The sequence below is a fragment of the Pseudomonas sp. B21-036 genome (assembly GCF_024748925.1).
Classification (GTDB): domain Bacteria; phylum Pseudomonadota; class Gammaproteobacteria; order Pseudomonadales; family Pseudomonadaceae; genus Aquipseudomonas; species Aquipseudomonas palmensis.
Map to the genome: position 1 here is coordinate 13,845 of NZ_CP087178.1, position 25,296 is coordinate 39,140.

At 65.9% G+C, this 25,296-nt stretch carries 27 protein-coding genes; 11 read left to right on the plus strand and 16 right to left on the minus strand.

Annotated elements, in window-relative coordinates:
* Positions 1–51: 51 nt before the first annotated feature.
* Positions 52–1,674 carry an MFS transporter gene (locus LOY33_RS00055; protein ID WP_043862238.1) on the plus strand — a complete coding sequence of 541 codons (1,623 nt, stop codon included), beginning with the start codon at positions 52–54 and terminating at the stop codon, positions 1,672–1,674.
* A 179-nt stretch (positions 1,675–1,853) separates the two neighbouring features.
* On the opposite strand, the gene LOY33_RS00060 is transcribed toward LOY33_RS00055, so the two are convergent.
* From LOY33_RS00060 to glyQ, 4 genes are read right to left on the minus strand one after another with little or no spacing between them, the layout of a single operon-like run.
* On the minus strand, positions 1,854–2,624 hold the full coding sequence (locus LOY33_RS00060; protein ID WP_043862239.1) for a 1-acyl-sn-glycerol-3-phosphate acyltransferase: 771 nt from the start codon (positions 2,622–2,624) through the stop codon (positions 1,854–1,856).
* Positions 2,625–2,645: 21 nt separating this feature from the next.
* Positions 2,646–3,188: a D-glycero-beta-D-manno-heptose 1,7-bisphosphate 7-phosphatase gene (gmhB, locus tag LOY33_RS00065; protein ID WP_100634899.1), complete on the minus strand. Its 543-nt coding sequence runs from the start codon at positions 3,186–3,188 to the stop codon at positions 2,646–2,648.
* A 3-nt stretch (positions 3,189–3,191) separates the two neighbouring features.
* Positions 3,192–5,246: a glycine--tRNA ligase subunit beta gene (gene glyS, locus LOY33_RS00070; protein WP_258660592.1), complete on the minus strand. Its 2,055-nt coding sequence runs from the start codon at positions 5,244–5,246 to the stop codon at positions 3,192–3,194.
* Positions 5,243–6,196 (minus strand): glycine--tRNA ligase subunit alpha, encoded by a 954-nt coding sequence (gene glyQ, locus LOY33_RS00075; protein ID WP_043862242.1) that lies wholly within the window; start codon positions 6,194–6,196, stop codon positions 5,243–5,245. The genes glyS and glyQ overlap by 4 nt, the downstream gene beginning before the upstream one ends.
* 81 nt (positions 6,197–6,277) lie before the next feature.
* Between glyQ and LOY33_RS00080 the strand changes: the two genes are divergently transcribed.
* Positions 6,278–6,829, plus strand: coding sequence for a DNA-3-methyladenine glycosylase I (locus tag LOY33_RS00080; protein ID WP_043862243.1), 552 nt, complete (start codon positions 6,278–6,280; stop codon positions 6,827–6,829).
* 39 nt (positions 6,830–6,868) lie between these two features.
* On the plus strand, positions 6,869–7,756 hold the full coding sequence (locus LOY33_RS00085; protein WP_054916050.1) for a lysophospholipid acyltransferase: 888 nt from the start codon (positions 6,869–6,871) through the stop codon (positions 7,754–7,756).
* A 107-nt stretch (positions 7,757–7,863) separates the two neighbouring features.
* Here LOY33_RS00085 and LOY33_RS00090 read toward each other — a convergent pair whose 3' ends face one another.
* The 5 genes from LOY33_RS00090 to def are packed head-to-tail and all read right to left on the minus strand — an operon-like array spanning position 7,864 to position 12,387.
* Complete coding sequence (locus LOY33_RS00090; protein ID WP_043862245.1) at positions 7,864–8,175, minus strand: tetratricopeptide repeat protein; 312 nt, start codon at positions 8,173–8,175, stop codon at positions 7,864–7,866.
* Positions 8,176–8,187: 12 nt separating this feature from the next.
* On the minus strand, positions 8,188–9,561 hold the full coding sequence (gene trkA, locus LOY33_RS00095; protein WP_043862246.1) for a Trk system potassium transporter TrkA: 1,374 nt from the start codon (positions 9,559–9,561) through the stop codon (positions 8,188–8,190).
* A 19-nt stretch (positions 9,562–9,580) separates the two neighbouring features.
* Entirely contained in the window at positions 9,581–10,894 is a 1,314-nt protein-coding gene (gene rsmB, locus LOY33_RS00100) for a 16S rRNA (cytosine(967)-C(5))-methyltransferase RsmB (protein ID WP_058541981.1), read from the minus strand.
* On the minus strand, positions 10,891–11,823 hold the full coding sequence (fmt, locus tag LOY33_RS00105; protein ID WP_116052446.1) for a methionyl-tRNA formyltransferase: 933 nt from the start codon (positions 11,821–11,823) through the stop codon (positions 10,891–10,893). Before fmt ends, rsmB begins: the two co-directional genes overlap by 4 nt.
* Before the next feature lie 57 nt (positions 11,824–11,880).
* Positions 11,881–12,387 carry a peptide deformylase gene (def, locus tag LOY33_RS00110; protein ID WP_043862249.1) on the minus strand — a complete coding sequence of 169 codons (507 nt, stop codon included), beginning with the start codon at positions 12,385–12,387 and terminating at the stop codon, positions 11,881–11,883.
* Positions 12,388–12,596: 209 nt separating this feature from the next.
* Between def and dprA the strand changes: the two genes are divergently transcribed.
* Both dprA and LOY33_RS00120 read left to right on the plus strand, forming a co-directional pair.
* Positions 12,597–13,694: a DNA-processing protein DprA gene (gene dprA / locus LOY33_RS00115; RefSeq protein WP_258660595.1), complete on the plus strand. Its 1,098-nt coding sequence runs from the start codon at positions 12,597–12,599 to the stop codon at positions 13,692–13,694.
* Between the two features lie 39 nt (positions 13,695–13,733).
* The gene (locus LOY33_RS00120; RefSeq protein ID WP_043862251.1) at positions 13,734–14,291 is read left to right on the plus strand and encodes an L-threonylcarbamoyladenylate synthase; all 558 of its coding nucleotides are present in this window, start codon (positions 13,734–13,736) and stop codon (positions 14,289–14,291) included.
* Positions 14,292–14,375: 84 nt separating this feature from the next.
* Here the strand turns inward: LOY33_RS00120 and LOY33_RS00125 are convergent, their stop codons facing one another.
* Positions 14,376–15,353 carry an NADPH:quinone reductase gene (locus LOY33_RS00125; RefSeq protein ID WP_054916045.1) on the minus strand — a complete coding sequence of 326 codons (978 nt, stop codon included), beginning with the start codon at positions 15,351–15,353 and terminating at the stop codon, positions 14,376–14,378.
* Between the two features lie 155 nt (positions 15,354–15,508).
* Between LOY33_RS00125 and hemF the strand changes: the two genes are divergently transcribed.
* Positions 15,509–16,435 (plus strand): oxygen-dependent coproporphyrinogen oxidase, encoded by a 927-nt coding sequence (gene hemF / locus LOY33_RS00130; RefSeq protein WP_043862252.1) that lies wholly within the window; start codon positions 15,509–15,511, stop codon positions 16,433–16,435.
* A gap of 52 nt (positions 16,436–16,487) precedes the next feature.
* Positions 16,488–17,315, plus strand: coding sequence for a shikimate dehydrogenase (gene aroE, locus LOY33_RS00135; protein WP_043862253.1), 828 nt, complete (start codon positions 16,488–16,490; stop codon positions 17,313–17,315).
* Positions 17,316–17,384: 69 nt separating this feature from the next.
* Here the strand turns inward: aroE and LOY33_RS00140 are convergent, their stop codons facing one another.
* Positions 17,385–18,956 carry a SulP family inorganic anion transporter gene (locus LOY33_RS00140; protein ID WP_258660598.1) on the minus strand — a complete coding sequence of 524 codons (1,572 nt, stop codon included), beginning with the start codon at positions 18,954–18,956 and terminating at the stop codon, positions 17,385–17,387.
* Positions 18,957–19,016: 60 nt separating this feature from the next.
* On the minus strand, positions 19,017–19,538 hold the full coding sequence (locus tag LOY33_RS00145; RefSeq protein ID WP_058541986.1) for an NAD(P)H-binding protein: 522 nt from the start codon (positions 19,536–19,538) through the stop codon (positions 19,017–19,019).
* Positions 19,539–19,616: 78 nt separating this feature from the next.
* On the opposite strand from LOY33_RS00145, the gene LOY33_RS00150 reads away from it, so the two are divergent.
* Positions 19,617–19,952 (plus strand): DOPA 4,5-dioxygenase family protein, encoded by a 336-nt coding sequence (locus LOY33_RS00150; protein WP_043862256.1) that lies wholly within the window; start codon positions 19,617–19,619, stop codon positions 19,950–19,952.
* 93 nt (positions 19,953–20,045) lie between these two features.
* Here the strand turns inward: LOY33_RS00150 and trpA are convergent, their stop codons facing one another.
* Positions 20,046–20,858, minus strand: coding sequence for a tryptophan synthase subunit alpha (gene trpA / locus LOY33_RS00155; RefSeq protein WP_043862257.1), 813 nt, complete (start codon positions 20,856–20,858; stop codon positions 20,046–20,048).
* Complete coding sequence (gene trpB / locus LOY33_RS00160; RefSeq protein WP_043862258.1) at positions 20,855–22,072, minus strand: tryptophan synthase subunit beta; 1,218 nt, start codon at positions 22,070–22,072, stop codon at positions 20,855–20,857. The genes trpA and trpB overlap by 4 nt, the downstream gene beginning before the upstream one ends.
* 111 nt (positions 22,073–22,183) lie before the next feature.
* On the opposite strand from trpB, the gene LOY33_RS00165 reads away from it, so the two are divergent.
* Complete coding sequence (locus LOY33_RS00165) at positions 22,184–23,080, plus strand: LysR family transcriptional regulator (RefSeq protein ID WP_043862259.1); 897 nt, start codon at positions 22,184–22,186, stop codon at positions 23,078–23,080.
* Here LOY33_RS00165 and LOY33_RS00170 read toward each other — a convergent pair.
* A complete protein-coding gene (locus LOY33_RS00170) occupies positions 23,077–23,403 on the minus strand; it encodes a YqjD family protein (RefSeq protein WP_043862260.1) in 327 nt (108 codons plus the stop codon). The two genes, LOY33_RS00165 and LOY33_RS00170, sit on opposite strands and share 4 nt — an antisense overlap.
* Positions 23,404–23,560: 157 nt before the next feature.
* Between LOY33_RS00170 and LOY33_RS00175 the strand changes: the two genes are divergently transcribed.
* The gene (locus LOY33_RS00175) at positions 23,561–23,776 is read left to right on the plus strand and encodes a dodecin (RefSeq protein WP_043862261.1); all 216 of its coding nucleotides are present in this window, start codon (positions 23,561–23,563) and stop codon (positions 23,774–23,776) included.
* A gap of 52 nt (positions 23,777–23,828) precedes the next feature.
* Positions 23,829–24,053 carry a DUF1161 domain-containing protein gene (locus LOY33_RS00180; protein ID WP_043862262.1) on the plus strand — a complete coding sequence of 75 codons (225 nt, stop codon included), beginning with the start codon at positions 23,829–23,831 and terminating at the stop codon, positions 24,051–24,053.
* A 66-nt stretch (positions 24,054–24,119) separates the two neighbouring features.
* Here the strand turns inward: LOY33_RS00180 and LOY33_RS00185 are convergent, their stop codons facing one another.
* A complete protein-coding gene (locus tag LOY33_RS00185; RefSeq protein WP_210014018.1) occupies positions 24,120–25,124 on the minus strand; it encodes an LLM class flavin-dependent oxidoreductase in 1,005 nt (334 codons plus the stop codon).
* Positions 25,125–25,296: the final 172 nt, after the last annotated feature.

Sequence of the window (25,296 nt, forward strand, 5' to 3'; positions counted from 1 at the left end):
AGTGGAACAACAACAAGAATCACTGTGCCCGCAAGGGCCGAGGACAGCACGATGTCGGACACTCTTCAACAGCAGGGCGCTGCAGCCGCGGGCAACAGCCGCCGCGAAGAACGCAAGATCATTTTCGCGTCATCCCTCGGGACGGTTTTCGAGTGGTATGACTTTTTTCTCTATGGGGCGCTGGCAGTCGTCATCAGCAAGCAGTTCTTCGCCGGGGTCAACGACACCACGGCGTTCATCTTCGCGCTGATGGCGTTCTCCGCCGGGTTCCTGGTACGGCCCTTCGGCGCTCTGGTGTTCGGGCGCCTGGGCGACATGATCGGGCGCAAATACACCTTCCTGGTCACCATCGTGCTGATGGGCCTGTCGACCTTTGCGGTGGGCCTGCTGCCCAACTACGCCAGCATCGGCATTGCCGCGCCGATCATCCTGGTGGTGCTGCGCATGCTCCAGGGCCTGGCCCTGGGTGGCGAGTACGGCGGCGCGGCCACCTATGTGGCCGAGCACGCGCCGCCCGGCAAGCGCGGCTTTCACACCGGGTTCATCCAGTCCACCGCCACCCTCGGCCTGCTGCTTTCGCTGCTGGTGGTGCTGGGCAGCCGTTACCTCACGGGCGACCAGTTCGAGGTATGGGGCTGGCGCCTGCCGTTTTTGCTGTCGATCGTGCTGCTGGGTATCTCCACCTGGATCCGCATGAGCATGCACGAGTCGCCGGCCTTCGTGAAAATGAAAGCCCAGGGCAAGACCAGCAAGTCGCCGATTCGTGAGTCGTTCGGCTCGTGGGCCAACCTCAAGATTGTGCTCACCGCGCTGTTCAGCATCAACGCCGGCCAAGCGGTGACCTTCTACACCGCGCAGTTCTATGTGCTGTTCTTCATGACCCAGATGCTCAAGATGGACCCGGCCCAGGCCAATACCCTGCTGATCATCAGCGTGGTGATCGGCGCGCCGTTCTTCGTGTTCTTCGGCTGGCTGTCGGACCGGATCGGGCGCAAGCCGATCCTGATGCTCGGCCTGCTGCTGGCCACCGTGCTGTACTTCCCGCTGTTCAAGGGCCTGAGCCACTACGCCAACCCGCAGATCGACGCGGCCAGCCGCCAGGCGCCGATCGTGGTGATGGCCGACCCGCAGGGCTGCACCTTCCAGTTCGACCCGGTGGGCAAGGCACGTTTCGACAGCACCTGCGACAAGGTCAAGACCTTCCTGGTCAAGCAGGGCCTGCCGTACAGCTCGCAATCGGTGCCTGCCGGTACCGAGGTGGTGGTGACCATCGGCGAGCAGCGTATCGACGGCTTCGACGAAGCGGCCATGCGTGCGGCCATCGAAAAGGCTGGCTACCCGGCCAAGGCAGACCCGGCCAACGTGAACCAGCCGATGGTGGTGCTGCTGATCGTGGTGATGATCCTGATCGCGACCATGACCTATGGTCCGCTGGCGGCGGTGATGGTGGAGCTGTTCCCCACGCGCATCCGCTACACCTCGATGTCGCTGCCGTATCACATCGGCAATGGCTGGTTCGGCGGCTTCCTGCCGACGGTATCGTTCGCGCTGGTGGTGTATACCGGGGATATCTTCTACGGGCTGTGGTACCCGGTGCTGATTACCGGGGTGAGCCTGGTGGTGGGGATCTTCTGCCTGAAGGAGACCAACAAGGTGGACCTGGACAAGGTGTGAAAGGGCCTTAAGTAATCCACAAAAAAACCGGCCTAAAAGCCGGTTTTTTTATCGCGCGAAAAAACTTATGCACGATTTTCGCAAAACAGTCATACAGAGAAATAAGCAGTTAAATCATAAGGTTAGCTAATTTTTCTGAAAGAAATCCAAATACTGTACACACGTTATCCACAGAACGGTCAGGTCACCGGCTGGGCGTCGTCGGGGGCGTGCGCCGGCAGCGAACCGAGGTCGCGCTGGGTCTGCTCGTTCCATGCCGCCGCACGGTCGTTGAGCGCTGCGATGGCGCGTGGCCCGGTGCCTTCGGCATACATAGGCTCGCCGATCACCACCTCGATGGTGCCGGCGCGCTTGCCCCAGCCTTCCTTGGGCCAGTACTTGCCGGCGTTGTGCGCGATCGGCAGCACCGGCAGGTTGGCATTAACCGCCAGCGCGGTACCGCCACGGGAGAACTTGCCGATCTTGCCGAACGGCACGCGGGTACCCTCCGGGAAGATCAGCACCCACACACCGTCCTTGAGCAGCTTGTCGCCTTCGGTGGCCACCTGCTTGAGCGCAGCCTTGGGGTTGTCGCGGTCGATGGCGATGGGCCGCAGCATGGCCATGGCCCAGCCGAAGAACGGCACGTACAGCAGTTCGCGCTTGAGCACCTGGCTCAAGGGCTGGAAATAGGCGGAGAGGAAAAACGTCTCCCAGGTGCTCTGGTGATTGGAGAGGATCACGCAGGGTTGCGCCGGAATGTTCTCGGCCCCGGTGACGTTCACCCGAATGTTCAGGAAAACACGCACCAGCACCAGCGCAAAACGGCACCAGTACACATTGATGAAGCGGTAACGGGCGCGGAACGAAAGGAACGGCGCGATAAAGAAGCTCAGGGTGCACCACAGCAACGAGCTGGTACCCAGCAGCAGGTAAAAAAGAAAAATTCTGATCGCCTGCAGGATCGACATAGCGGAATGTACCGTTGCGGGCTAACCCGCCTGTGTGTGGATAAGTGCACTGGCGATCGACGCCAGGTCATCGAAAATCAGCGTTGCCTCGGGCACGCCCTTGCTCAGGGTCTGCTCGCCTTTGCCGGTCATTACCAGAACCGGTTGTGCATCGACGGCGCGCGCGGCTTCCAGGTCACCCTTGCTGTCACCCACGAACCACACCCCGGCCAGGTCGACCGCGTAATGGTTGGCAATGGTGCGCAGCATGCCCGGCCTGGGCTTGCGGCAATCGCAGCCGTCGTCCGGGCCATGCGGGCAATAGACGATCAGGCCCACCTCGCCGCCCTGCGCCGCCACCAGCTCGCGCAGGCGCGCGTGCATGGCGTCGAGGGTGGCCAGGCTGTAATAGCCACGGGCGATGCCCGACTGGTTGGTGGCCACCGCCACCGTCCAGCCGGCCTTGCTCAGCTGCGCAATGGCCTCGATCGAACCCGGGATGGGAATCCACTCGTCCAGCGACTTGATGTAGGCGTCGGAGTCCTGGTTGATAACCCCGTCCCGATCGAGAATCAGCAGCTTCACGTCCTACCCCAGCAGCGAGATGTCGGCCACGCCCAGGAACAGGCCGCGCAGGCGGCTGAGCAGGGCATAACGGTTGGCTCGCACGTTGGCGTCGTCGGCGTTGACCATCACCGCCTCGAAGAACGCATCCACCGGCTCGCGCAGCGCGGCCAGGCGCGCCAGCGACTCGCTGTACTGACGCGCAGCGGCCATCGGTTGTACCGCCTGATCGGCCTGTTGAATGGCCGAGTACAGCGAGAACTCGTTGGCGTTGTCGAAGTACTTGGGCTCTACCGAGGTAGCCACCGAACCTTCGGCCTTGCTCAGCAGGTTGGACACACGCTTGTTTACCGCAGCCAGGGCTGCGGCTTCCGGCAGCTTGCGGAACGCCTGCACGGCTTGCACGCGCTGGTCGAAGTCCAGTGCCGAGCCTGGCTTGAGCGCACGTACCGAGAGGTAGGTGGCCACGTCGATGCCTTCATCTTCGTAACGCGCACGCAGGCGGTCGAAGACGAATTCCAGCACCTGCTCGCTCAGGCCGGCAGCCTTGACCTTGGCACCGAACTGGGCGACGGCGACGTTCACCGCCTCGTTCAGGTCCAGGTCCAGCTGCTTCTCGATCAGGATACGCAGCACGCCCAGGGCGGCGCGGCGCAGGGCATAGGGGTCCTTGCTGCCGGTTGGCAGCATGCCGATGCCGAAGATGCCGACCAGGGTGTCGAGCTTGTCGGCGATTGCCACGGCCGCACCGGTCAGGGTCGAGGGCAGTTCGGCACCGGCACCGCGCGGCATGTACTGCTCGTTCAGGGCCAGGGCGACGTCTTCGGGCTCGCCGTCGTTGAGGGCGTAGTAGTAGCCGGCAACGCCCTGCATTTCAGGGAACTCGCCAACCATCTCGGTGGCCAGGTCGCACTTGGACAGCAGGCCGGCACGCGCCGCGCGCTGGGCGTCGCCGCCGATGCGCTGGGCAATGAACGTAGCCAGCTTGGCCACGCGCTCGGCCTTGTCGAACACGCTGCCCAGCTGTGCCTGGAACACCACGTTCTGCAGGCGCTCGTTGAAGCTTTCGAGCTTCTGCTTCTTGTCCTGCTTGAAGAAGAACTCGGCGTCGGTCAGGCGCGGGCGCACGACCTTCTCGTTGCCTTCGATGATCTGCTTCGGATCGCGGCTCTCGATGTTGGCCACGGTGATGAAGCGCGGCAGCAGCTTGCCGTCCACGTCCAGCAGGCAGAAGTACTTCTGGTTGTCCTGCATGGTGGTGATCAGGGCTTCCTGCGGCACCTCGAGGAAACGCTCCTCGAACGAGCACACCAGCGGCACCGGCCATTCGACCAGCGCGGTCACTTCGTCGAGCAGGGCCGGCGGCACGATCGCGGTGCCTTCCTGCAGGGTGGCCAGTTCGGCGGTGCGTTTGCTGATCAGCTCGCGGCGCTCGTTGGCGTCGGCCAGCACATAGGCAGCGCGCAGGTCGGCCAGGTAGTTGGCAGGCGAGGTGATGCGCACGGCTTCAGGGTGGTGGAAGCGGTGGCCACGCGAGTCGCGGCCGGCCTTCTGGGCGAGGATGGTGCAATCGATGACCTGGTCACCGAGCAGCATCACCAGCCACTGGGTCGGACGCACGAACTCTTCCTTGCGTGCACCCCAGCGCATGCGCTTGGGAATCGGCAGGTCGTTGAGCGAGTCTTCGACGATGGTCGGCAGCAGGCTGGCGGTCGGCTTGCCGACGATGTTCTGGCTGTAGCGCAGCTTCGGCCCGCTCTGGTCGATTTCACTGAGGTCCACGCCGCACTTCTTGGCAAAACCCAGGGCGGCCTGGGTCGGGTTGCCGTCGGCGTCGAACGCGGCCTGGCGTGGCGGGCCGTCGAGGTTGACGCTGCGGTCCGGCTGCTGGGTGGCCAGGGCGGTGATCAGCACCGCCAGGCGACGTGGCGCGGCGTACACGGTCTTGCTCTCGAAGCTCAGGCCGGCCGCTTGCAGGCCCTTGTCGATGCCGGCCAGGAAGGCTTCGGCCAGGGTGTTCAGGACCTTGGGTGGCAGCTCTTCGGTGCCCAGTTCTACCAGGAAATCTTGAGCACTCATTGTGCAGCCTCCAGCTTGGCCAATACTTCGTCACGCAGGTCCGGGGTCGCCATCGGGAAGCCCAGCTTGGCACGGGCCAGCAGGTAGGCCTGGGCCACGGCACGCGCCAGGGTGCGCACGCGCAGGATGTACTGCTGACGCGCGGTCACCGAGATGGCGCGGCGTGCATCCAGCAGGTTGAAGGTGTGCGAGGCCTTGAGCACCATTTCATAGCTTGGCAGCGGCAGCGGCTGGTCCAGTTCGATCAGGCGCTTGGCTTCGCTCTCGTAGAAGTCGAACAGTTCGAACAGCTTGTCGACGTTGGCGTGCTCGAAGTTGTAGGTGGACTGCTCCACCTCGTTCTGGTGGAACACGTCGCCGTAGGTCACCTTGCCGAACGGGCCGTCGGCCCATACCAGGTCGTAGACCGAGTCCACGCCCTGCAGGTACATGGCCAGGCGCTCCAGACCGTAGGTGATCTCGCCGGTGACCGGGTAGCACTCGATGCCGCCGGCCTGCTGGAAGTAGGTGAACTGGGTCACTTCCATACCGTTGAGCCAGACTTCCCAGCCCAGGCCCCAGGCGCCCAGGGTCGGCGACTCCCAGTTGTCTTCGACGAAGCGGATGTCGTGCACCAGCGGGTCCAGGCCCACGTGCTTGAGCGAGCCCAGGTACAGTTCCTGGAAGTTGTCCGGGTTCGGCTTCAGGACCACCTGGAACTGATAGTAGTGCTGCAGGCGGTTGGGGTTTTCGCCGTAGCGGCCGTCAGTCGGGCGACGACTGGGCTGCACATAAGCGGCGTTCCAGGTTTCCGGGCCGATGGCGCGCAGGAAGGTGGCGGTATGAAAAGTGCCGGCGCCTACTTCCATATCGTAGGGCTGAAGTACCACACAACCTTGCTCGGCCCAGTACTGCTGCAGGGCGAGGATCAGGTCTTGGAAGGTACGCACGGCTGGCGTAGGCTGGCTCACGAAATTCACCTTTTCCAGGGCTGCGAATATAAAGAGCGGGAGTATAACCCGATTCGCCCCCGCCTCTACCCTTGGAGCCTTATGCCACGCTGCTTTTGGTGTACCGATGATCCGTTGTACCAGGCGTACCACGACAGCGAGTGGGGCACGCCCCAGCGCGAGCCCGGCGCGCTGTTCGAAATGCTGCTGCTCGAAGGCTTTCAGGCCGGGTTGTCGTGGATCACGGTGCTGAAGAAGCGCGAACGCTACCGTGAGGTGCTGTTCGGCTTCGACCCGCAGCGCCTGGCGCAGATGACCGATGCCGAGATCGAGGAGCGCATGCTCGACCCCGGCATCATCCGCAACCGCCTCAAGCTCAACGCCGCGCGGCGCAACGCCAGGGCCTGGCTGGCGCTGGACGAGCCGGCGCAGTGGCTCTGGTCGTTCGTCGGCGGGGTGCCGAAAATCAATCATTTCAGCCAGCGCAACGAGGTGCCGGCCGTGACCGACGAGGCCACGGCCATGAGCAAGGCCCTGAAGAAGGCCGGCTTCACCTTTGTCGGGCCGACCATCTGCTATGCCTTCATGCAGGCCACTGGCATGGTCATGGATCACACCACCGATTGCGATCGTTACGCCGCCCTGCGCCGCTGACGGTTACAATGCGCGGCTTGCAGAAGGAGGAACCTGCCTGTGGATAAGTTCAAGGGCGCCTTGATGGTCGGGGCGTTGCGATTGTTTGCCAAGTTGCCCTGGGGAGCGGTGCAGCGGGTTGGCGCGGCCATCGGCTGGATCATGTGGAAGGTGCCCAACAGCTCGCGCAACGTGGTGCGCATCAACCTGGCCAAGTGTTTCCCCGAGATGGACCCGGCCGAACGCGAGCGCCTTGTGGGCCGCACGCTGATGGATATCGGCAAGTCGTTCACCGAAAGCGCCTGTGCGTGGATCTGGCCGGCGCAGCGCTCCATCGACCTGGTGCGCGAGGTCGAGGGCCTGGAGGTGCTGCACGAGGCACTGGCGTCGGGCAAGGGCGTGGTGGGCATCACCAGCCACCTGGGCAACTGGGAAGTGCTCAACCACTTCTATTGCAGCCAGTGCAAGCCGATCATCTTCTACCGCCCGCCCAAGCTCAAGGCGGTGGATGACCTGCTGCGCGAACAGCGCGTGCAACTGGGCAACCGCGTGGCGGCGTCGACCAAGGAAGGCATCCTCAGCATCATCAAGGAAGTGCGCAAGGGCGGCCAGGTGGGCATTCCGGCCGACCCGGAGCCGGCGGAATCGGCGGGGGTGTTCGTGCCGTTCTTTGCCACCAAGGCACTGACCAGCAAGTTCGTGCCGAACATGCTGGCCGGTGGCAAGGCGGTGGGGGTGTTCCTGCATGCGTTGCGCCTGCCGGACGGTTCGGGCTTCAAGGTGATCCTGGAAGCGGCGCCGGATGCGATGTACAGCACCGACGTGGAGACCTCGGCGGCGGCCATGAGCAAGGTGGTGGAGCGTTATGTGCGCGCGTATCCAAGCCAGTACATGTGGAGCATGAAGCGCTTCAAGAAGCGCCCGCCGGGCGAGACGCGCTGGTACTGAGCGCCCCTTCGCGGGTCAAGCCCGCTCCCACAGGGATATCAGTGATCTCAGGATCTGCTCTGTACCTGTGGGAGCGGGCTTGACCCGCGATGGGCTGCACAGCAGCCCTAAACAGCCTTGTCGAGCTTCCTGAGAAACACCGTCATCTCCTTCTCCGCCTGCTTGTCCCCATGCGCCTGCGCTGCAGCCAGCCCTTCGGTCCAGGCCTGGCGCGCGCCGGCCACGTCGCCCTGCACCTGATACGCCTTGCCCAGCAGCTTCCACGCCGCCGAGTACTTGGGGTCGAACTCCACGCAGCGGCGCAGGTGCAGCGCGGCCTCTGCGCCGTTGCCCTCATCCAGCCAGGCCTTGCCCAGGCCGAAGCGCAGCAGCGAGTTATCCACACCCTTGGCCAGCATCTTTTCCAGTGATTCGCGCATTCCGGTTTCTCCCTAGAAGAAGCTCAGGCCCACGTGGAACAGCTTCTCCACGTCGCGGATGTACTTTTTATCCACAACGAACAGGATCACGTGGTCGCCGGACTCGATCACTGTGTCGTCGTGGGCGATCAGCACCTGCTCGTCGCGGATGATCGCACCGATGGTGGTGCCCGGCGGCAGCGCGATGTCCTCGATGGCCTTGCCGATCACCTTGCTCGACTTCGAATCGCCGTGGGCAATGGCCTCGATGGCTTCGGCCGCGCCACGGCGCAGCGAGTGCACGCTGACGATGTCACCGCGGCGCACGTGGGCCAGCAAGGTGCCGATGGTGGCCTGCTGCGGGCTGATGGCGATGTCGATCTCGCCGCCCTGCACCAGGTCGACATAGGCCGGGTTGTTGATGATGGTCATCACCTTCTTCGCGCCCAGGCGCTTGGCCAGCAGCGAGGACATGATATTGGCTTCGTCATCGTTGGTCAGGGCCAGGAAGATGTCGGCGTCGGCGATGTTCTCTTCCAGCATCAGGTCGCGGTCCGAGGCGCTGCCCTGCAGCACCACCGTGCTGTCGAGGGTGTCGGACAGATAGCGGCAACGGGCCGCGTTCATCTCGATGATCTTGACCTGGTAGCGGCTCTCGATGGCCTCGGCCAGGCGTTCGCCGATCTGCCCGCCGCCGGCGATCACCACGCGCTTGTTGGTTTCGTCGATGCGGCGCAGCTCGCCCATCACTGCGCGGATGTGGTTCTTGGCGGCGATGAAGAACACCTCGTCGTCGGCCTCGATCACCGTGTCGCCCTGTGGCTTGATCGGCCGGTCGCGACGGAAGATCGCCGCCACGCGGGTGTCCACATTGGGCATGTGCTCGCGGATCTGGCGCAGCTGCTGGCCCACCAGCGGGCCGCCGTAGTAGGCCTTGACCGCCACCAACTGGACCTTGCCCTCGGCGAAGTCGATCACCTGCAGGGCGCCGGGGTGCTCGATCAGGCGCTTGATGTAGTGGGTGACCACCTGTTCGGGGCTGATCAGCACGTCGACCGGGATCGCCTCGTTGTTGAACAGGCCGCTGCGGGTCAGGTAGGCCGACTCGCGAACCCGGGCAATCTTGGTCGGGGTGTGGAACAGGGTGTAGGCCACCTGGCAGGCGACCATGTTGGTCTCGTCGCTGTTGGTCACCGCCACCAGCATGTCGGCATCATCCGCACCGGCCTGGCGCAGCACCGTCGGCAGCGAGGCGCGGCCCTGCACGGTGCGGATGTCGAGGCGGTCGCCCAGATCGCGCAGGCGGTCGCCATCGGTGTCGACCACGGTGATGTCGTTGGCTTCGCTGGCCAGGTGCTCGGCCAGCGTGCCGCCGACCTGCCCCGCGCCCAGGATGATGATCTTCATCCGCTCTCCCTTGTGCTGGTTAGTGTCCGCGAACGGCGGCGATCTTGATCAGCTTGGCATAGTAGAAGCCATCGTGGCCGCCTTCCTGCGCCAGCAGCTGCCGGCCATGGGGCTGGCGGATGCCGGCCTCGGTGGCCAGGTCCAGCTCGCGCGCGCCCGGCGTGCGGGCCAGGAACGCCTCGATCACTTCGGTGTTCTCGGTCGGCAGGGTCGAGCAGGTGGCGTAGAGCAGGATGCCGCCCACTTCGAGGGTTGGCCACAGCGCGTCGAGCAGCTCGCCCTGCAGGCTGGCCAGGGCAGCGATGTCATCGGCCTGGCGGGTCAGCTTGATGTCCGGGTGGCGACGGATCACACCGGTGGCCGAGCAGGGAGCGTCCAGCAGGATGCGCTGGAAGGTCTTGCCGTCCCACCAGCTGGCGGTGTCGCGGGCATCGCAGGCGATCAACTGGGCCTCCAGGCCCAGGCGGTCGAGGTTTTCACGCACGCGGGTCAGGCGCTTGGCTTCCAGGTCGATGGCCACCACCGCCTCCAGCCCGGCATGCGCCTCGAGCAGGTGGCAGGTCTTGCCGCCGGGGGCGCAGCAGGCGTCGAGCACGCGCTGGCCGGGCGCCAGGTCGAGCAGGTCGGCGGCCAGTTGCGCGGCTTCGTCCTGCACGCTGATCCAGCCCTGTTCGAAGCCCGGCAAACCGCGCACGTCGCAGGCCTCGGCGAGCAGAATACCGTCACGGCTGTACGTGCACGGCGCGGCATCGATGCCGGCTTCGCGCAGCAGGCCCAGGTAGGCATCGCGGCTGTGGTGGCGGCGGTTGACCCGCAGGATCATCGGCGGGTGGGCATTGTTGGCGGCGCAGATGGCTTCCCACTGCTCGGGCCAGAACGCCTTGAGCGACTTCTGCAGCCAGCGCGGGTGCGCGGTGCGCACCACCGGGTCGCGTTCGAGTTCGGCAAGCATCTCGCTGCTCTCGCGCTGGGCGCGGCGCAGCACGGCATTGAGCAGGGCCTTGGCCCAGGGCTTTTTCAGCTTGTCGGCGCACCCGACCGTTTCGCCGATGGCGGCGTGGGCCGGCACGCGGGTGTACAGCAGCTGGTAGAGGCCCACCAGCAGCAACGCCTCGACATCCGCGTCGGCGGCCTTGAACGGCTTTTGCAGCAGGCGCTCGGCCAGTGCCGACAGGCGTGGCTGCCAGCGTGCTGTACCGAAGGCCAGGTCCTGGGTGAGGCCGCGATCGCGGGCCTCGACCTTGTCCAGCTGGGCGGGCAGCGAGCTGTTGAGCGAGGCCTTGCCGCTGAGCACGGCGGCCAGGGCGCGGGCGGCGGCCAGACGCGGGTTCATTGGCCCAGCACCGTGCCGCTGGCGAATTTTTCGCGGCGGCTGTTGTACAGGTCGCTGAAGTTCAGCGCCTTGCCGCCGGGCAGTTGCAGGCGGGTCAGGCACAGCGCCTGCTCGCCGCAGGCCACGATCAGGCCGTCCTTGCTGGCAGACAGGATCTCGCCCGGCGCGCCCTTGCCATCGGCCAGGCGCGCACCCAGCACCTTGAGGGCTTCGCCGCCCAGGGTGCTGTGGCAGATCGGCCACGGGTTGAAGGCGCGGATCAGGCGCTCCAGTTCCTCGGCGGGGCGCGACCAGTCCAGACGCGCCTCGTCCTTGTTCAGCTTGTGGGCATACGTGGCCAGCGCGTCGTCCTGCACTTCGCCGTGCAGGGTGCCCGCGCCCAGGCCGTCGATGGCCTGCAGCACCGCGGGCGGGCCCAGTTCGGCCAGGCGATCGTGCAGGCTGCCGCCGGTGTCGCTGGCGCTGATCGGGGTGCTGACCTTGAGCAGCATCGGCCCGGTGTCCAGGCCGGCCTCCATGCGCATGACCGTCACGCCGCTTTCGGCGTCGCCGGCCTGCACCGCGCGCTGGATCGGCGCGGCGCCGCGCCAGCGTGGCAGCAACGAGGCGTGGCTGTTGATGCAGCCCAGGCGCGGAATATCCAGCACCGCCTGGGGCAGGATCAGGCCGTAGGCCACCACCACCATCAGGTCGGGCTTGAGTGCGGCCAGCTCGGCCTGCGCCTCGGGGCTGCGCAACGTCGGCGGTTGCAGCACCGGGATGGCGTTATCCACAGCCAGCTGCTTGACCGGGCTGGGCATCAGCTTCTGGCCACGGCCGGCCGGGCGGTCTGGCTGGGTGTAGACCGCGACGATTTCATGGGGGCTGGCCAGCAGGGCCTTGAGGTGTTCGGCGGCAAACTCGGGGGTGCCCGCGAAGACGATGCGCATGCAGTTCTCGCTTAAAAAGAAAAAGGCTTGCCGGAGCAAGCCTTCTGGAATGAGGAATCAAGCGTTCTGGCGGTGCTGCTTTTCCAGTTTCTTCTTGATGCGGTCGCGCTTGAGGTTCGACAGGTAGTCGACGAACAGCTTGCCGTTGAGGTGGTCGCATTCGTGCTGGATGCACACGGCCAGCAGGCCTTCGGCGATCAGTTCGAAGGGCTTGCCGTCGCGATCCAGGGCCTTGACCCTGACCTTCACCGGGCGGTCGACGTTCTCGTAGAAGCCGGGTACCGACAGGCAGCCTTCCTGGTACTGGTCCATGTCGTCGGTGAGCATTTCCAGCTCGGGGTTGATGAAGACCCGCGGTTCGCTGCGGTCTTCGCTCAGGTCCATGACCACCACGCGCTTGTGCACGTTGATCTGGGTGGCGGCCAGGCCGATGCCAGGGGCTTCGTACATGGTTTCAAACATGTCATCGATCAACTGACGGATGCTGTCGTCCACTTCCGTCACCGGTTTGGCGATGGTGCGCAGGCGCGGGTCCGGGAATTCGAGGATGTTCAAGATGGCCATAAGCGTATGAGCTGCACTGTGCGATGGGTTGCAAACATGAATGCACATAATAAAGGTATTCGGCGCGTTCGGCACCCTTCTCAAGGTCGGCTAGGGTTTTGAAGGCGACTGGCGGCCCGCACCGGGCGGCGAGTTGTCAAACTATTATCAACAGAGTTATCCACAGGTTTTCACGCGTGGCTGACCCGCCTTCGATCAAGGATGATCCGATGCCCCTCCCGCCTGTTGCGGCGTGCTCGCCGGTTGAACTCGAGGCACGTCTGCGCCTGCACCGCCTTCCCGATATCGGGCCAAAGGGCTTTGGCCTGCTGCTGGAAGCCTTTGGCAGCGCGGCCGCCGCGCTTGATGCGCCCGCCACACAATGGCGGGCGCTGGGCCGCAGCCCGGCCAGCATAACGGCCCGCCACAGTGCCGAGGCTTACGCCGGTGCAGCGGCTGCAATGGCCTGGCTAGAGCGGCCCGGGCAGCATTTGCTGATGTGGGACGCCCCCACCTACCCTGGCTTGCTGGCCGAGCTTTGCGATGCCCCGCCCCTTCTGTTCATTGCCGGCGACCCGACGATTCTGGAGCAGCCGCAGCTGGCCATCGTCGGCAGCCGGCGCGCTTCACGCCCGGCCCTGGACACCGCGGCCGCGTTTTCCAGGCAACTGGCCCAGGCCGGTTTCGTGATTACCAGCGGCCTGGCGCTGGGGGTCGACGGTGCCGCTCACCAGGCTGCAATGGATGCTGGCGGACGCACTATCGGCGTGCTCGGCACCGGCCTGCAAAAACTTTATCCACAGCGACATCATGCCCTCGCGCAGGCCATGGCCGAGCGCGGTAGCGCAGTGGTCTCGGAGTTCCCGCTGGATGCCGGACCGGTGGCGGCCAACTTCCCGCGGCGCAATCGCATCATCAGCGGGCTGTCGCTCGGCGTGCTGGTGGTGGAGGCCAGCCTGGCCAGCGGTTCGCTGATCACCGCGCGCCTGGCGGCCGAACAGGGGCGCGAGGTGTACGCGATTCCTGGCTCCATCTACCATCCGGGGGCCAGGGGTTGCCATCAATTGATACGTGATGGCGCGATGCTGGTGGAGAGCATAGAGCAGATTCTGGAAAGTTTGCGTGGCTGGCAGAACCTTCCGTCGGCCGCCCCCGAGCCGGTGGTGCACCCGCTGCTGGGGTTGCTGCTGGCGGCGCCGCACACCACCGAGGCGTTGGCGCTGGCCAGCGGTCAGGCCCTGCCCCAGGTGCTGGCCACGCTCACCCAACTGGAGCTGGACGGGCGTGTGTGCAGTGACGCGGGGCGTTGGTTTGCCCGGCCGGGCTAAGTACACTGCGTACCAGCCTTTGAACGCGGAGTGACAACGATGGTGAACAGTTGGCGTGTGCAACAAGCCGCGCGGGAAATTCGGGCGGGTGCGGTACTGGCCTATCCGACCGAGGCGGTCTGGGGCCTGGGCTGTGACCCGTGGAACGAGGAGGCGGTGGACCGCCTGCTGGCGCTCAAGTCCCGCTCGGTGAACAAGGGGCTGATCCTGATTGCGGACAACATCCGCCAGTTCGACTTCTTGTTCGAGGACTTCCCCGAGCTGTGGCTGGACCGCATGGCCAGCACCTGGCCGGGGCCCAATACCTGGCTGGTGCCGCACCAGGGCATGTTGCCGGAATGGATCACCGGCGTGCATGACACCGTGGCGCTGCGGGTCAGCGACCACCCGGTGGTGCGCGACCTGTGTTCGCTGGTGGGCCCGCTGGTGTCGACCTCGGCCAACCCGCAGGGTCGGCCGGCAGCGCGCTCGCGCCTGCGCGTGGAACAGTACTTCCACGGGCAGCTGGATGTGATCCTGGGCGGCAGCCTGGGCGGGCGGCGCAACCCGAGCGTGATTCGCGACCTGGCCACGGGGCAGGTCGTCAGAGCGGGGTGACCCCATTCGCCGGCAAGGCCGGCTCCTACAGGCGCGCCAACGTCTGTAGGAGCCGGCCTTGCCGGCGAAGCATTCAGCGCCGATTCAGGGCAGCAGTACCGTAGACCCCACCGTCCGCCGCGCCGACAGCTCTGCCTGAGCCTTGGCCGCCTCGGCCAGCGGATAGCGCTGCTGGATATCCACAGCCAGCTTGCCGCTGGCGATCATTTCGAACAGCTCGTCGGCCATCGCCTGGGTGTTCTCGGCATTGTTGGCATAGCTGGCCAGCGTCGGCCGGGTCACATACAGCGAGCCCTTCTGCGCCAGGATCCCCAGGTTGACTCCGCTCACCGCGCCCGACGCATTGCCGAAGCTCACCATCAGCCCGCGCGGCGCCAGGCAGTCCAGCGAGGTCAGCCAGGTGTCCTGGCCCACGCCGTCGTACACCACCGGGCACTTCTTGCCGCCGGTCAGCTCCAGCACGCGCTGCGCCACGTCTTCACGGCTGTAGTCGATGGTTTCCCATGCACCCAGGGCCTTGGCCCGCGCCGCCTTCTCCGGCGAGCTCACGGTACCGATCAGCTTCACGCCCAGGGCCTTGGCCCACTGGCAGGCCAGCGAACCCACCCCACCGGCGGCGGCATGGAACAGCACCGTCTGGCCGGCCTGCAGCGCGTAGGTCTGGCGCAGCAGGTACTGCACGGTCAGGCCCTTGAGCATCACCGCGGCGGCCTGCTCGAAGCTGATGCTCTCGGGCAGCTTCACCAGGTTGGCTTCAGGCAGCGTGTGCACCTCGCTGTAGGCACCCAGCGGACCGCCAGCGTAGGCCACCCGATCGCCCACCTTGATCCGCGTCACGCCCTCGCCCACCGCCTCGACCACGCCGGCAGCTTCGGTGCCCAGGCCCGAGGGCAGTGCCGGCGGCGCGTACAGCCCGCTGCGGAAATAGGTGTCGATGAAGTTCAGACCAATGGCGTGGTTGCGCACGCGGACCTGTTGCGGGCCGGGCGCGGCGGGTTCGAAGTCGACCAGGGTCAATACCTCGGGGCCGCCATGCTGGCTGAACTGGATACGCTTGGCCATCTGCACTCTCCTGCTGGATCCGGGAAAACCCCTATCGGACGCCTTTGCTTGATCGCCGTCAACTGCGGGTGGCCTGCCGCCGGTGGTATGCTACGCGCCGAATTCAGCGCCGGCCCCCGCCTGGCCCGGCCCTAGCCCGTTTCCAAGGTGACCTGATGACTACCCGCACCGAGGCCGTGAAGGCCTACCTGCTCGACCTGCAAGACCGGATTTGCGCCGCCCTGGAAAGCGAAGACGGCGGCGCCCGCTTCGTCGAGGACGCCTGGGTACGCGAAGCCGGTGGCGGTGGGCGCACGCGGGTGATCGGCGAAGGCAACGTCATCGAAAAAGGCGGGGTCAACTTCTCGCACGTGTTCGGCAGCGGCCTGCCGCCGTCTGCCAGCGCGCACCGCCCCGAACTTGCTGGCCGTGGTTTCGAGGCGCTGGGGGTGTCGCTGGTGATCCATCCGCACAACCCCCATGTACCGACCTCCCACGCCAACGTGCGCTTCTTCATTGCCGAGAAGGAAGGTGAAGAGGCGGTATGGTGGTTCGGCGGCGGCTTCGACCTCACGCCCTACTACGCCCACGAAGAAGACTGCATCCACTGGCACCGCGTGGCCGAGCAGGCCTGCGCACCGTTCGGCGCCGATGTGTACCCGCGCTACAAGGCCTGGTGCGACCGCTACTTCCACCTCAAGCACCGGGGCGAGCCGCGGGGCATCGGCGGCTTGTTCTTCGACGACCTGAACGAGTGGGACTTCGACACCTGCTTCGCCTTCATCCGTGCCATTGGCGATGCCTACGTCGAGGCCTACCTGCCCATCGTGCAACGGCGCAAGGCGCAGCCGTACACCGCCCAGCAGCGTGAATTCCAGGAGTTCCGCCGCGGGCGCTACGTGGAATTCAACCTGGTGTACGACCGTGGCACCCTGTTCGGCCTGCAATCGGGCGGCCGTACCGAGTCGATCCTGATGTCGCTGCCTCCGCAGGTGCGCTGGGGCTATGACTGGAAGGCTGCGCCGGGCAGCGAAGAAGCACGCCTGACCGAGTACTTCCTGCAGGACCGCGACTGGCTGGGCCTGGACAAGGCCGCTCACTGAACCCATTGTGGATAACGTGCCCGATTCGCCGGGCGGACTCAGGAAACGCGTCATGGACCAGTACGTTGTATTCGGCAACCCGATCGGCCACAGCAAGTCGCCGCTGATTCACCGGCTGTTTGCCGACCAGACCGGCCAGCAGCTGGAGTACAACACCCTGCTGGCGCCGCTGGACGACTTCAGCATGTGCGCGCTGGGCTTCTTCAAGCAGGGCAGTGGCGCCAACGTCACCGTGCCCTTCAAGGAGGAAGCCTACCGCCTGGTGGGTGACGGCCTGACCGCACGCGCCTGGCGAGCCGGGGCGGTGAACACGCTGACCCGGCTGCCCGACGGCAGCCTGCAGGGCGACAACACCGACGGTGCCGGCCTGGTGCGCGACCTCACGGTGAATGCCGGGGTCGAGCTCAAGGGCAAGCGCATCCTGCTGCTGGGGGCCGGTGGCGCGGTGCGCGGGGTGCTCGAGCCGTTGCTGGCGCATGAGCCTGCGTCGCTGGTGATTGCCAACCGTACGGTAGAAAAGGCCGAGCAGCTGGCCCGCGAGTTCGACGACCTGGGGCCGGTGGCCGCCAGCGGCTTCAGCTGGCTGGAAGAGCCGGTGGACCTGATCATCAATGCCACCTCGGCGAGCCTGGCCGGCGAGATGCCGCCGATTGCCGCGAGCCTGATCGAACCGGGCGTGACCGTGTGCTACGACATGATGTACGCCAAGGAGCCCACGCCGTTCTGTCGCTGGGCCACCGAGCATGGGGCGGCCAAGGTGCTGGACGGGCTGGGAATGCTGGCTGAGCAGGCGGCGGAGGCGTTCTTCATCTGGCGCGGGGTGCGCCCGGACACCGGGCCGGTGCTCGATGAGCTGCGCCGGCAGCTGGCGCGGGGCTAGAACGCGGCGCTGCCTTCTCCGGCAAGGCCGGCCCCTGTAGGCGCCGGCCTTGCCGGCGAAGGGCGCAACTCAATCCTCAAACTGGACCGGGCAATCAGCCGCCCCTTCCAGCTTCTGCAACTCCTCCACCACCTGCCCCCTCGCCCGCCGCAGCACCAGCTGACGTCCCTGCCGGCGCAGCCGCCGCGCCTCCTGGTGCAGCATCTCCACCCCCGAGTAATCGATGAAGTTGATCTGCCGCGCATCGATCACCACCACCGGTGCCTGGCACCGCTGCAGGCGCACCTGCAGATAATGGCTGGCGCCGAAGAAGATCGAGCCGAACACCCGCAGCACATCCGCCTCGCCTTCGCGCGACTGCTGTACCCGTGGCTGCGAAGTGCGCTTGAGGTAGAAGAACAGCGACGCCAGCACCCCGGCATAAATCGCCGTCTGCAGTTCCAGCAGCAAGGTAGCGACGCAGGTCAGCAGCATCACCAGAAACTCCGGCCGGCTGACCCGGTACAGCGCCCGAATCGCACGGTGATCCACCAGCCCCCAGCAGATCAGCAGGATGCTGCCGGCCATCGCCGGGATCGGGATGTGCGCGATCAGGCTGGCGCCCGCCATGGCGAACAGCGCCACCCACAGGGCCGAGAACACCCCCGCCAGCGGTGACTGCGCCCCGGCCTCATAGCTGAGCCCGGAACGGGTGAACGAGCCCGACGACAGGTAGCCGGAGAACCATGCACCGCCCAGGTTGGACAGGCCCTGGGCGCGGATCTCCTGGTTGGCGTCGATCAGCTGTTCGGAGCGGATCGACAGCGAGCGCGCAATCGACAGGCTGGTGACCAGCCCCAGCATGCCCACCGCCACGGCACTGGGCAGCAGGCGCAGGATCAGCTCCAGGTCCAGCAGCGGCAGCGGGCTCAGCGGGGGCAGCCGGCCAATGAACGCCGGCACCAGCGCCACATGGCCGAACAGTGCCGGCCACAGCCACACCAGCAGGCTGGCGCCGGCAAGGCTGATCAACAGCGCCGGCCAGCGCGGCCGTGCGAGCTTGATCGACAGCCCCAGCAGCAAGGTGCCCAGCCCCAGCAGCAGCGATGGCCAGTCGATGTCGCCGGCATGCTGCAGCAGGCCTTGCAGGGTTCTGAGGGCGGTGGCCTGGCTGGCGAGGTCGAGCCCCAGCAGGTTCGGCACCTGGCCCAGGGCGATCACCACTGCAGCGCCGAGGGTGAAGCCGAGCACCACCGAGTGCGAGACGAAATTCACCAGCGCGCCGAAGCGCAGCATGCCCAGCAGCCACTGGAACACCCCGGCCAGGAAGGTCAGCAGCAGGATCAGGCGGATGTAGTCGTCGCTGCCGGGCACCGCCACGGGGCTGATGCTGGCGTAGAGCACGATGGAGATGGCGGCGGTGGGCCCGCAGATCAGGTGCCACGACGAGCCCCACAGGCACGCGATCAGCACCGGCACGATGGCCGCGTACAGCCCGTACTCGGCGGGCAGGCCGGCGATCAGCGCATAGGCGATCGACTGGGGCAGGGCCAGGATCGCCCCGCTGAGCCCCACCAGCAGGTCGCGCCGCACGCTGGCACGGGTTTGCCGAGGCAACCAGGCGAGAAAGGGAAACAGACGGTGGCGCTCTAGCCAGGCCATGAAGCTCTCTATGCAGTGCGGTGAAGGCTCAGGGTGCAGGCTATGGCGGCCCGGTGCAAGTCAGGGGGCCTCGATGAAATTCACCTGTTCGCCAACATGCAGGTTCAGGTCCAGCAGGTCGGCAATGCCCGCAGCGATGCCTGCCAGGCTGTCCGGGTGCTCGCTCAGTGGCGTGTTGACCAACGTCCAGCGCAGGCCACCGGCCTGCAACAACTCCGCCAGCGGCGCCGCGCCGCCGCCAAACTGGCCCACCAGCACGATGCGACGCAGGGGCGTGCGGGCCATGCCCGCGAGCAGGGCCTGGGTCATCAGCCCCTGCCGCGAGAAGTCGCCGGGCGCCAGGCCGTCGAGCAGGCACACCACGGCCGAGCCGCCGGCGATGCTCTGTTCGGCCTGGTCTGCGCTGGCCAGGCCGCCGTTCTTGACGTGCAGGCCGGGGCGGGCCTGGGGCTGGTTGAGGTCGTCGAGGATCAGGGTCACCTCGTGCTGGCGCTGCAGCAGTTCGCTTACCAGCGCATCACCCAGGGTGCACTGGCCGCCGAGCAGGATCAGTTTGAAGACAGGTGTTTCGGCGTTTTTCACGATAGCGCTCCGGGGGTATCCTGATGGCCTTTGGACCTGCGGGAGCACCTGGGGGTTCGGTCGAATTCAGGAGGCAGCGTGCAACGGATAAAGGGGTATCACGCCCATGTGTATTACGACGCCGGTACGATGGAGCAGGCGCGGGCGCTGTGCGAGGAAGCCGCCACGCTGTTTGGCGTGAGCATGGGGCGCATGCATCAGAAACCGGTGGGGCCGCACCCGGACTGGAGCTGCCAGCTGGCATTCGGGCCGGAGATGGTGGGCGTGGTGCTGCCGTGGCTGGCGTTGTACCGCAAGGGGCTGGTGGTATTTCTGCATCCGCTGACCGGCGATGAGCTGGCCGATCATCGGGACCATGCGATCTGGATGGGGGCCGTGCGGCCGCTGGATCTTTCGATGTTCGAAGGGGCCTGAAGCGGCGGTGAGGCTTTCGCCGGCAAGGCCGGCTCCTACAGGACTGCGGTGTCTGTAGGAGCCGGCCTTGCCGGCGAAAGAGGCGACGCGGTATCAGCCTTTGCGCGCGCCGCGCACACCTTCGGCCAGCGCCGAACACAGCGCCAGCACATCGCTTACCGCCTGCTCGCCCGTACTGGCGTTGGCCACCTTGTCCACCAGCGCCGAACCCACGACCACACCATCGGCCAGCCGCGCAATGGCTGCCGCCTGTTCAGGCGTGCGAATGCCGAAGCCCACGCTGATCGGCAGGTCGGTGTGGCGGCGCAGGCGCTCGATGGCGCCGCTTACCTGATCGCTGGTCGCCGAGCCTGCGCCGGTCACGCCGGCTACCGACACGTAGTACACAAAGCCCGAACTGCGCTCCAGCACGCGTGGCAGGCGCGCGTCATCGGTGGTCGGGGTGGTCAGGCGGATAAAGTCGATGCCCGCGGCCTGGGCCGGGGTGGCCAGCTCGGCGTCGTGCTCCGGCGGCAGGTCGACGATGATCAGGCCGTCCACGCCCGCATCCCTGGCCTCGGCCACGAACTTCTCCACGCCGAAGCGGTGGATCGGGTTGTAGTAACCCATCAGCACGATCGGCGTGGTGGCATTGCCGGTGCGGAACTCGCGCACCATCTGCAGGGTTTTGGCTAGGGTCTGCCCGGCCTCCAGCGCACGCAGGGTGGCCAGCTGGATGGCCACGCCGTCGGCCATCGGGTCGGTGAACGGCATGCCCAGCTCGATCACGTCGGCACCCGCAGCCGGCAGGCCCTTGAGGATCGCCAGCGAAGCGTCGTAGCCCGGGTCACCGGCGGTCACGAAGGTCACCAGGGCAGCGCGGCCCTCGCGCTTGAGGTCGGCAAAACGTTGTTCAAGACGGCTCATGCCTGCTTCTCCTGCGCGGCCATATGGCTCATTACGGTTTGCATGTCCTTGTCGCCACGCCCCGAAAGGCACACCACCATCAGGTGGTCCCTGGGCAGGGTGGGCGCACGCTTGATGGCTTCGGCCAGCGCGTGGGAGGTTTCCAGCGCCGGGATGATGCCTTCAAGGCGGCAGGTAGCGTGGAACGCATCCAGCGCCTCGTCGTCGGTGATGCTCACGTACTCGACGCGCTTCACTTCGTGCAGGTAGGCGTGCTCCGGGCCGATGCCGGGGTAGTCCAGGCCGGCGGAAATCGAGTGGGCGTCGGTGATCTGGCCATCGGCGTCCTGCAGCAGGTAGGTGCGGTTGCCGTGCAGCACGCCGGGCACGCCGCCGTTGAGGCTCGCTGCGTGCTTGTCGGTGTCGACCCCGTGGCCGCCGGCCTCGACGCCGATGATCTGCACACTGGCGTCATCGAGGAAGTCATGGAACAGGCCCATGGCGTTGGAGCCACCACCCACGCAGGCGATCAGGCTGTCGGGCAGGCGTCCTTCCTTGGCCTGCAGCTGCTCGCGGGTTTCCTTGCCGATGATCGACTGGAAGTCGCGCACCATCGCCGGGTACGGGTGCGGGCCGGCCACGGTGCCGATCAGGTAGAAGGTGTCGTCGACGTTGGTCACCCAGTCGCGCAGCGCTTCGTTCATGGCGTCCTTGAGGGTGCCGGTGCCGGCGGTGACCGGCACGATCTCGGCGCCCAGCAGCTTCATGCGGAACACGTTGGCCTGCTGGCGCTCGATGTCGGTGGCGCCCATGTAGATCACGCAGGGCAGGCCGAAACGTGCGGCCACGGTGGCGGTGGCCACACCGTGCATGCCGGCGCCGGTTTCGGCGATCAGGCGCTTCTTGCCCATGCGCTTGGCCAGCAGCACCTGGCCGATGCAGTTGTTCACCTTGTGCGCGCCGGTGTGGTTGAGCTCTTCGCGCTTGAAGAAGATCTTCGCCCCGCCGCAGTGTTCGGTGAGGCGCTCGGCGAAGTACAGCGGGTTAGGACGGCCGATGTAGTCGCGCTGGAAGTACGCCAGTTGCTCGTTGAACTCGGGGTCGGCCTTGGCCGCTTCGTATTCACGGGCCAGGTCGAGCACCAGCGGCATCAGGGTTTCGGCCACGTAGCGGCCACCGAATGCGCCAAACAGGCCGTTGGCATCGGGGCCGCTGCGGAAGTTGGTCTGGGTCATGGGTCGCTCCAGGGCGTGGGTATGAGGTCGCAATGGGCCTACTCTACCCACGACACGCGCCGCTGAAAACCGATAAGATCGCCACAACCTGTCAGGAAAACTCACACGTCAATGGCCAGAGAACTGCCCCCGCTCAATGCCCTTCGGGCCTTTGAAGCCACCGCCCGGCTCAACAGCGTCAGCCAGGCTGCCGAGCAACTGCACGTGACCCACGGTGCGGTGAGCCGGCAGTTGAAGGTGCTCGAAGAGCACCTGGGCGTGAGCCTGTTCGTCAAGGAAGGGCGCGGCATTAAACTCACAGATGCCGGTGTGCGCCTGCGCGACGCCAGCAGCGACGCCTTCGAGCGCCTGCGCAGCGTGTGCGCCGAGCTGGGCCAGGACCGCGCCGACGCACCGTTCGTGCTGGGTTGTTCAGGCAGCCTGCTGGCGCGCTGGTTCATTCCGCGCCTTGGGCGCCTGCAGGCCGACCTGCCGGAGCTGCGTCTGCACCTGTCGGCGGGCGAAGGCGACCTGGACCCGCGCCGGCCGGGGCTGGATGCGCTGCTGGTATTCGCCGAGCCGCCGTGGCCGGCCGACATGCAGGTGCACGTGCTGGCACAGGAATGCATCGGGCCGGTGCTCAGCCCGCACTTTCCAGGGTTCGACCGCCTGCGTCAGGCGCCAGCCAGCGCCTTGCTGGGGGAAACCCTGCTACACACCACCTCACGGCCCCAGGCCTGGCCCGACTGGGCCCGCCAACAGCACATCGACCCGCAGGCAATGCGCTACGGGCAAGGTTTCGAGCATCTGTATTACTTGCTGGAGGCAGCTGTGGCCGGCCTGGGGGTGGCGATCGCCCCGCAGCCGCTGGTGGCCGATGACCTGCGTGCCGGCAGGCTGGCGGCACCGTGGGGCTTTGGTCCTACGCGGGCGTCATTGGCCCTGTGGGTGCCCCGGCGCGCCGCGGACGGGCGCGCCGAGCAGCTGGCGCACTGGTTGCGCGCCGAACTGGGGCGTCAGGCGCTTTAGTCGCCGCGCTTGCACAGCAGGTAGGCGGCCAGCAGGCCCAGTGCGCCCACGGCCACGCCGGCGGTGGTCCAGGGGTGTTGCTGGGCATAGTCACGGGTGGCGATGCCGGTTTCGCGGGTCTTGGTCTTGACCTCTTCATAGGCATCGGTGAGCAGGCTGCGCGAGTGACGCAGGGCATTTTCGGCATTGCCCTTGAGGCTCTTCAAGGTCTTGCGCGACTCGTCCGAAGCATCGTCTTTGAGGTTTTCCAGGGATTTGAGGAGACTTTCGATTTCCGCTTCCATGCTTTGCAACGAGGCTTTACGTAGCGAGCTATTGGCCATGGTGGCTCTCCTTCAGGGTTTGAGTGGCATGTGAAGAATGGGACTGCGCAGTGCCGCGAAAGTGCAGAGCAATCGAACTTTTGCCAGGTTTTTACCCACACAGGTAAACCTGCCTGGCGCTGCTAGGCTCAATGCACACCATTGATGGAGAGTAGTCATGTCTGATCACCACACGTACAAGAAGGTCGAACTGGTCGGCTCCTCGCCCAGCAGCATCGAGGACGCGATCAACAATGCCCTGGCCGAAGCGGCCAAGAGCATCAAGCACCTGGAGTGGTTCGAAGTGACCGAGACCCGGGGCCATATCAAGGATGGCAAGGCGGCGCATTTTCAGGTAACCATCAAGGTGGGCTTCCGTATCGCCAACAGCTGATGGCGGCCGGCTGGCCCTGAACCCTTTTTGATCTGAACAAGGAATGCGATCGATGAAGAAGCTGGTATTGGCGTTTGGCTTGATGACCCTGGCCGGGACTGCGCTGGCGGCGGGCAAGCCGTGTGAAGAATTGAAGAGCGAGATTGCCGCGAAGATCGACGCCAATGGCGTACCGCACTATTCGCTGGAGATCGTCGACAAGGGCGCTGCGACCGATGGCAAGGTGGTGGGGTCGTGTGAAGGCGGTACCAAGGACATCGTGTACAAGCGCGGCTGATCGGTGAGTCTTTCGCCAGCAAGGCTGGCTCCTACGTAGGAGCCAGCCTTGCTGGCAAAAGGGACTTCAGTTGCCCTTGATGATCTGCGACAGAATCTCGTAGGACCGGATCCGGTCCGCATGCTCGTACAGGTCGCAGGTAAAGATCAGCTCATCAGCACCGGTCTGCTCCAGCAGCACGTCCAGTTTGGCGCGGATCTTCTCTGGCCCGCCCACCATCGCCAGGCCCAGGAAACTTCCCACTGCCTCCCGCTCATGGGGCTGCCACAGGCCGTCCATGCTATCGACGGGCGGGCGCTGCACCAGGCTCTGCCCACGCATCAACGCCAGAATTCGCTGATACACCGAGGTGGCCAGGTACTCGGCCTGCTCGTCGGTATCGGCCGCCACCAGCGGTACACCCAACATCACGTAGGGCTTGTCGAGCACTGTCGAGGGCTTGAAGTGGTTGCGGTACACGCGGATCGCTTCATGCATCATGCGCGGCGCAAAGTGCGAGGCAAACGCATACGGCAAGCCGCGCATCCCCGCCAGCTGTGCACTGAACAGGCTCGAGCCCAACAGCCAGATCGGCACCTCGGTGCCATACCCCGGCACGGCAATCACTTTCTGGTCGGGCGTGCGCGGGCCCAGGTAGCGCACCAGTTCCTCTACATCGTCCGGGAAGTCGTCGGCGCTGCCCGAGCGCTCGCGGCGCAGGGCGCGGGCGGTCATCTGGTCGGAGCCCGGCGCACGTCCCAGGCCCAGGTCGATACGGCCCGGGTACAGGCTGGCCAGGGTGCCGAACTGCTCGGCAATCACCAGCGGCGCGTGGTTGGGCAGCATCACCCCGCCTGCACCCACGCGGATCGTCGAGGTGCCACCGGCCAGGTACCCCAGCAGCACCGAGGTGGCGGAGCTGGCAATGCCGTCCATGTTGTGGTGCTCGGCCACCCAGAAGCGGTTGTAGCCGAATTTCTCCACGTGTTGCGCCAGGTCCAGCGAGTTGCGCAGCGACTGGGCCGGGCCGCTGTCCTGGCGTACCGGTACCAGGTCGAGGGTGGAGTATTTGATGTCCGCGAGTCGCGTCATGGCGTGTACGCCTCCTGAATGGTTAGGCCGACAGCATGCCGCGACCTTTCTGACTCTGTATGGGCAGATCACAGGTATTCAATGCCTGCCCCTGCAATCGGGCTGAACTTGCCCGTGGTGACGCCCTCTGAATTGAACGCCAGGCGCGATCCCCCGCGCTCTCAGGCACTCA

Excerpts from the sequence above, each read along its gene's own strand:
- LOY33_RS00185 (WP_210014018.1), bottom strand. The coding sequence starts at position 25,124 with ATGACGCGACTCGCGGACATCAAATACTCCACCCTCGACCTGGTACCG.
- LOY33_RS00170 (WP_043862260.1), bottom strand. The coding sequence starts at position 23,403 with ATGGCCAATAGCTCGCTACGTAAAGCCTCGTTGCAAAGCATGGAAGCG.
- fmt (WP_116052446.1), bottom strand. The coding sequence starts at position 11,823 with ATGCGCATCGTCTTCGCGGGCACCCCCGAGTTTGCCGCCGAACACCTC.
- rsmB (WP_058541981.1), bottom strand. The coding sequence starts at position 10,894 with ATGAACCCGCGTCTGGCCGCCGCCCGCGCCCTGGCCGCCGTGCTCAGC.
- def (WP_043862249.1), bottom strand. The coding sequence starts at position 12,387 with ATGGCCATCTTGAACATCCTCGAATTCCCGGACCCGCGCCTGCGCACC.
- LOY33_RS00175 (WP_043862261.1), top strand. The coding sequence starts at position 23,561 with ATGTCTGATCACCACACGTACAAGAAGGTCGAACTGGTCGGCTCCTCG.
- hemF (WP_043862252.1), top strand. The coding sequence starts at position 15,509 with ATGACTACCCGCACCGAGGCCGTGAAGGCCTACCTGCTCGACCTGCAA.
- LOY33_RS00165 (WP_043862259.1), top strand. The coding sequence starts at position 22,184 with ATGGCCAGAGAACTGCCCCCGCTCAATGCCCTTCGGGCCTTTGAAGCC.
- LOY33_RS00140 (WP_258660598.1), bottom strand. The coding sequence starts at position 18,956 with ATGGCCTGGCTAGAGCGCCACCGTCTGTTTCCCTTTCTCGCCTGGTTG.
- LOY33_RS00090 (WP_043862245.1), bottom strand. The coding sequence starts at position 8,175 with ATGCGCGAATCACTGGAAAAGATGCTGGCCAAGGGTGTGGATAACTCG.
- LOY33_RS00055 (WP_043862238.1), top strand. The coding sequence starts at position 52 with ATGTCGGACACTCTTCAACAGCAGGGCGCTGCAGCCGCGGGCAACAGC.
- LOY33_RS00180 (WP_043862262.1), top strand. The coding sequence starts at position 23,829 with ATGAAGAAGCTGGTATTGGCGTTTGGCTTGATGACCCTGGCCGGGACT.
- LOY33_RS00125 (WP_054916045.1), bottom strand. The coding sequence starts at position 15,353 with ATGGCCAAGCGTATCCAGTTCAGCCAGCATGGCGGCCCCGAGGTATTG.
- glyS (WP_258660592.1), bottom strand. The coding sequence starts at position 5,246 with ATGAGTGCTCAAGATTTCCTGGTAGAACTGGGCACCGAAGAGCTGCCA.
- dprA (WP_258660595.1), top strand. The coding sequence starts at position 12,597 with ATGCCCCTCCCGCCTGTTGCGGCGTGCTCGCCGGTTGAACTCGAGGCA.
- LOY33_RS00080 (WP_043862243.1), top strand. The coding sequence starts at position 6,278 with ATGCCACGCTGCTTTTGGTGTACCGATGATCCGTTGTACCAGGCGTAC.
- trpA (WP_043862257.1), bottom strand. The coding sequence starts at position 20,858 with ATGAGCCGTCTTGAACAACGTTTTGCCGACCTCAAGCGCGAGGGCCGC.
- LOY33_RS00120 (WP_043862251.1), top strand. The coding sequence starts at position 13,734 with ATGGTGAACAGTTGGCGTGTGCAACAAGCCGCGCGGGAAATTCGGGCG.
- trpB (WP_043862258.1), bottom strand. The coding sequence starts at position 22,072 with ATGACCCAGACCAACTTCCGCAGCGGCCCCGATGCCAACGGCCTGTTT.
- trkA (WP_043862246.1), bottom strand. The coding sequence starts at position 9,561 with ATGAAGATCATCATCCTGGGCGCGGGGCAGGTCGGCGGCACGCTGGCC.
- LOY33_RS00060 (WP_043862239.1), bottom strand. The coding sequence starts at position 2,624 with ATGTCGATCCTGCAGGCGATCAGAATTTTTCTTTTTTACCTGCTGCTG.
- aroE (WP_043862253.1), top strand. The coding sequence starts at position 16,488 with ATGGACCAGTACGTTGTATTCGGCAACCCGATCGGCCACAGCAAGTCG.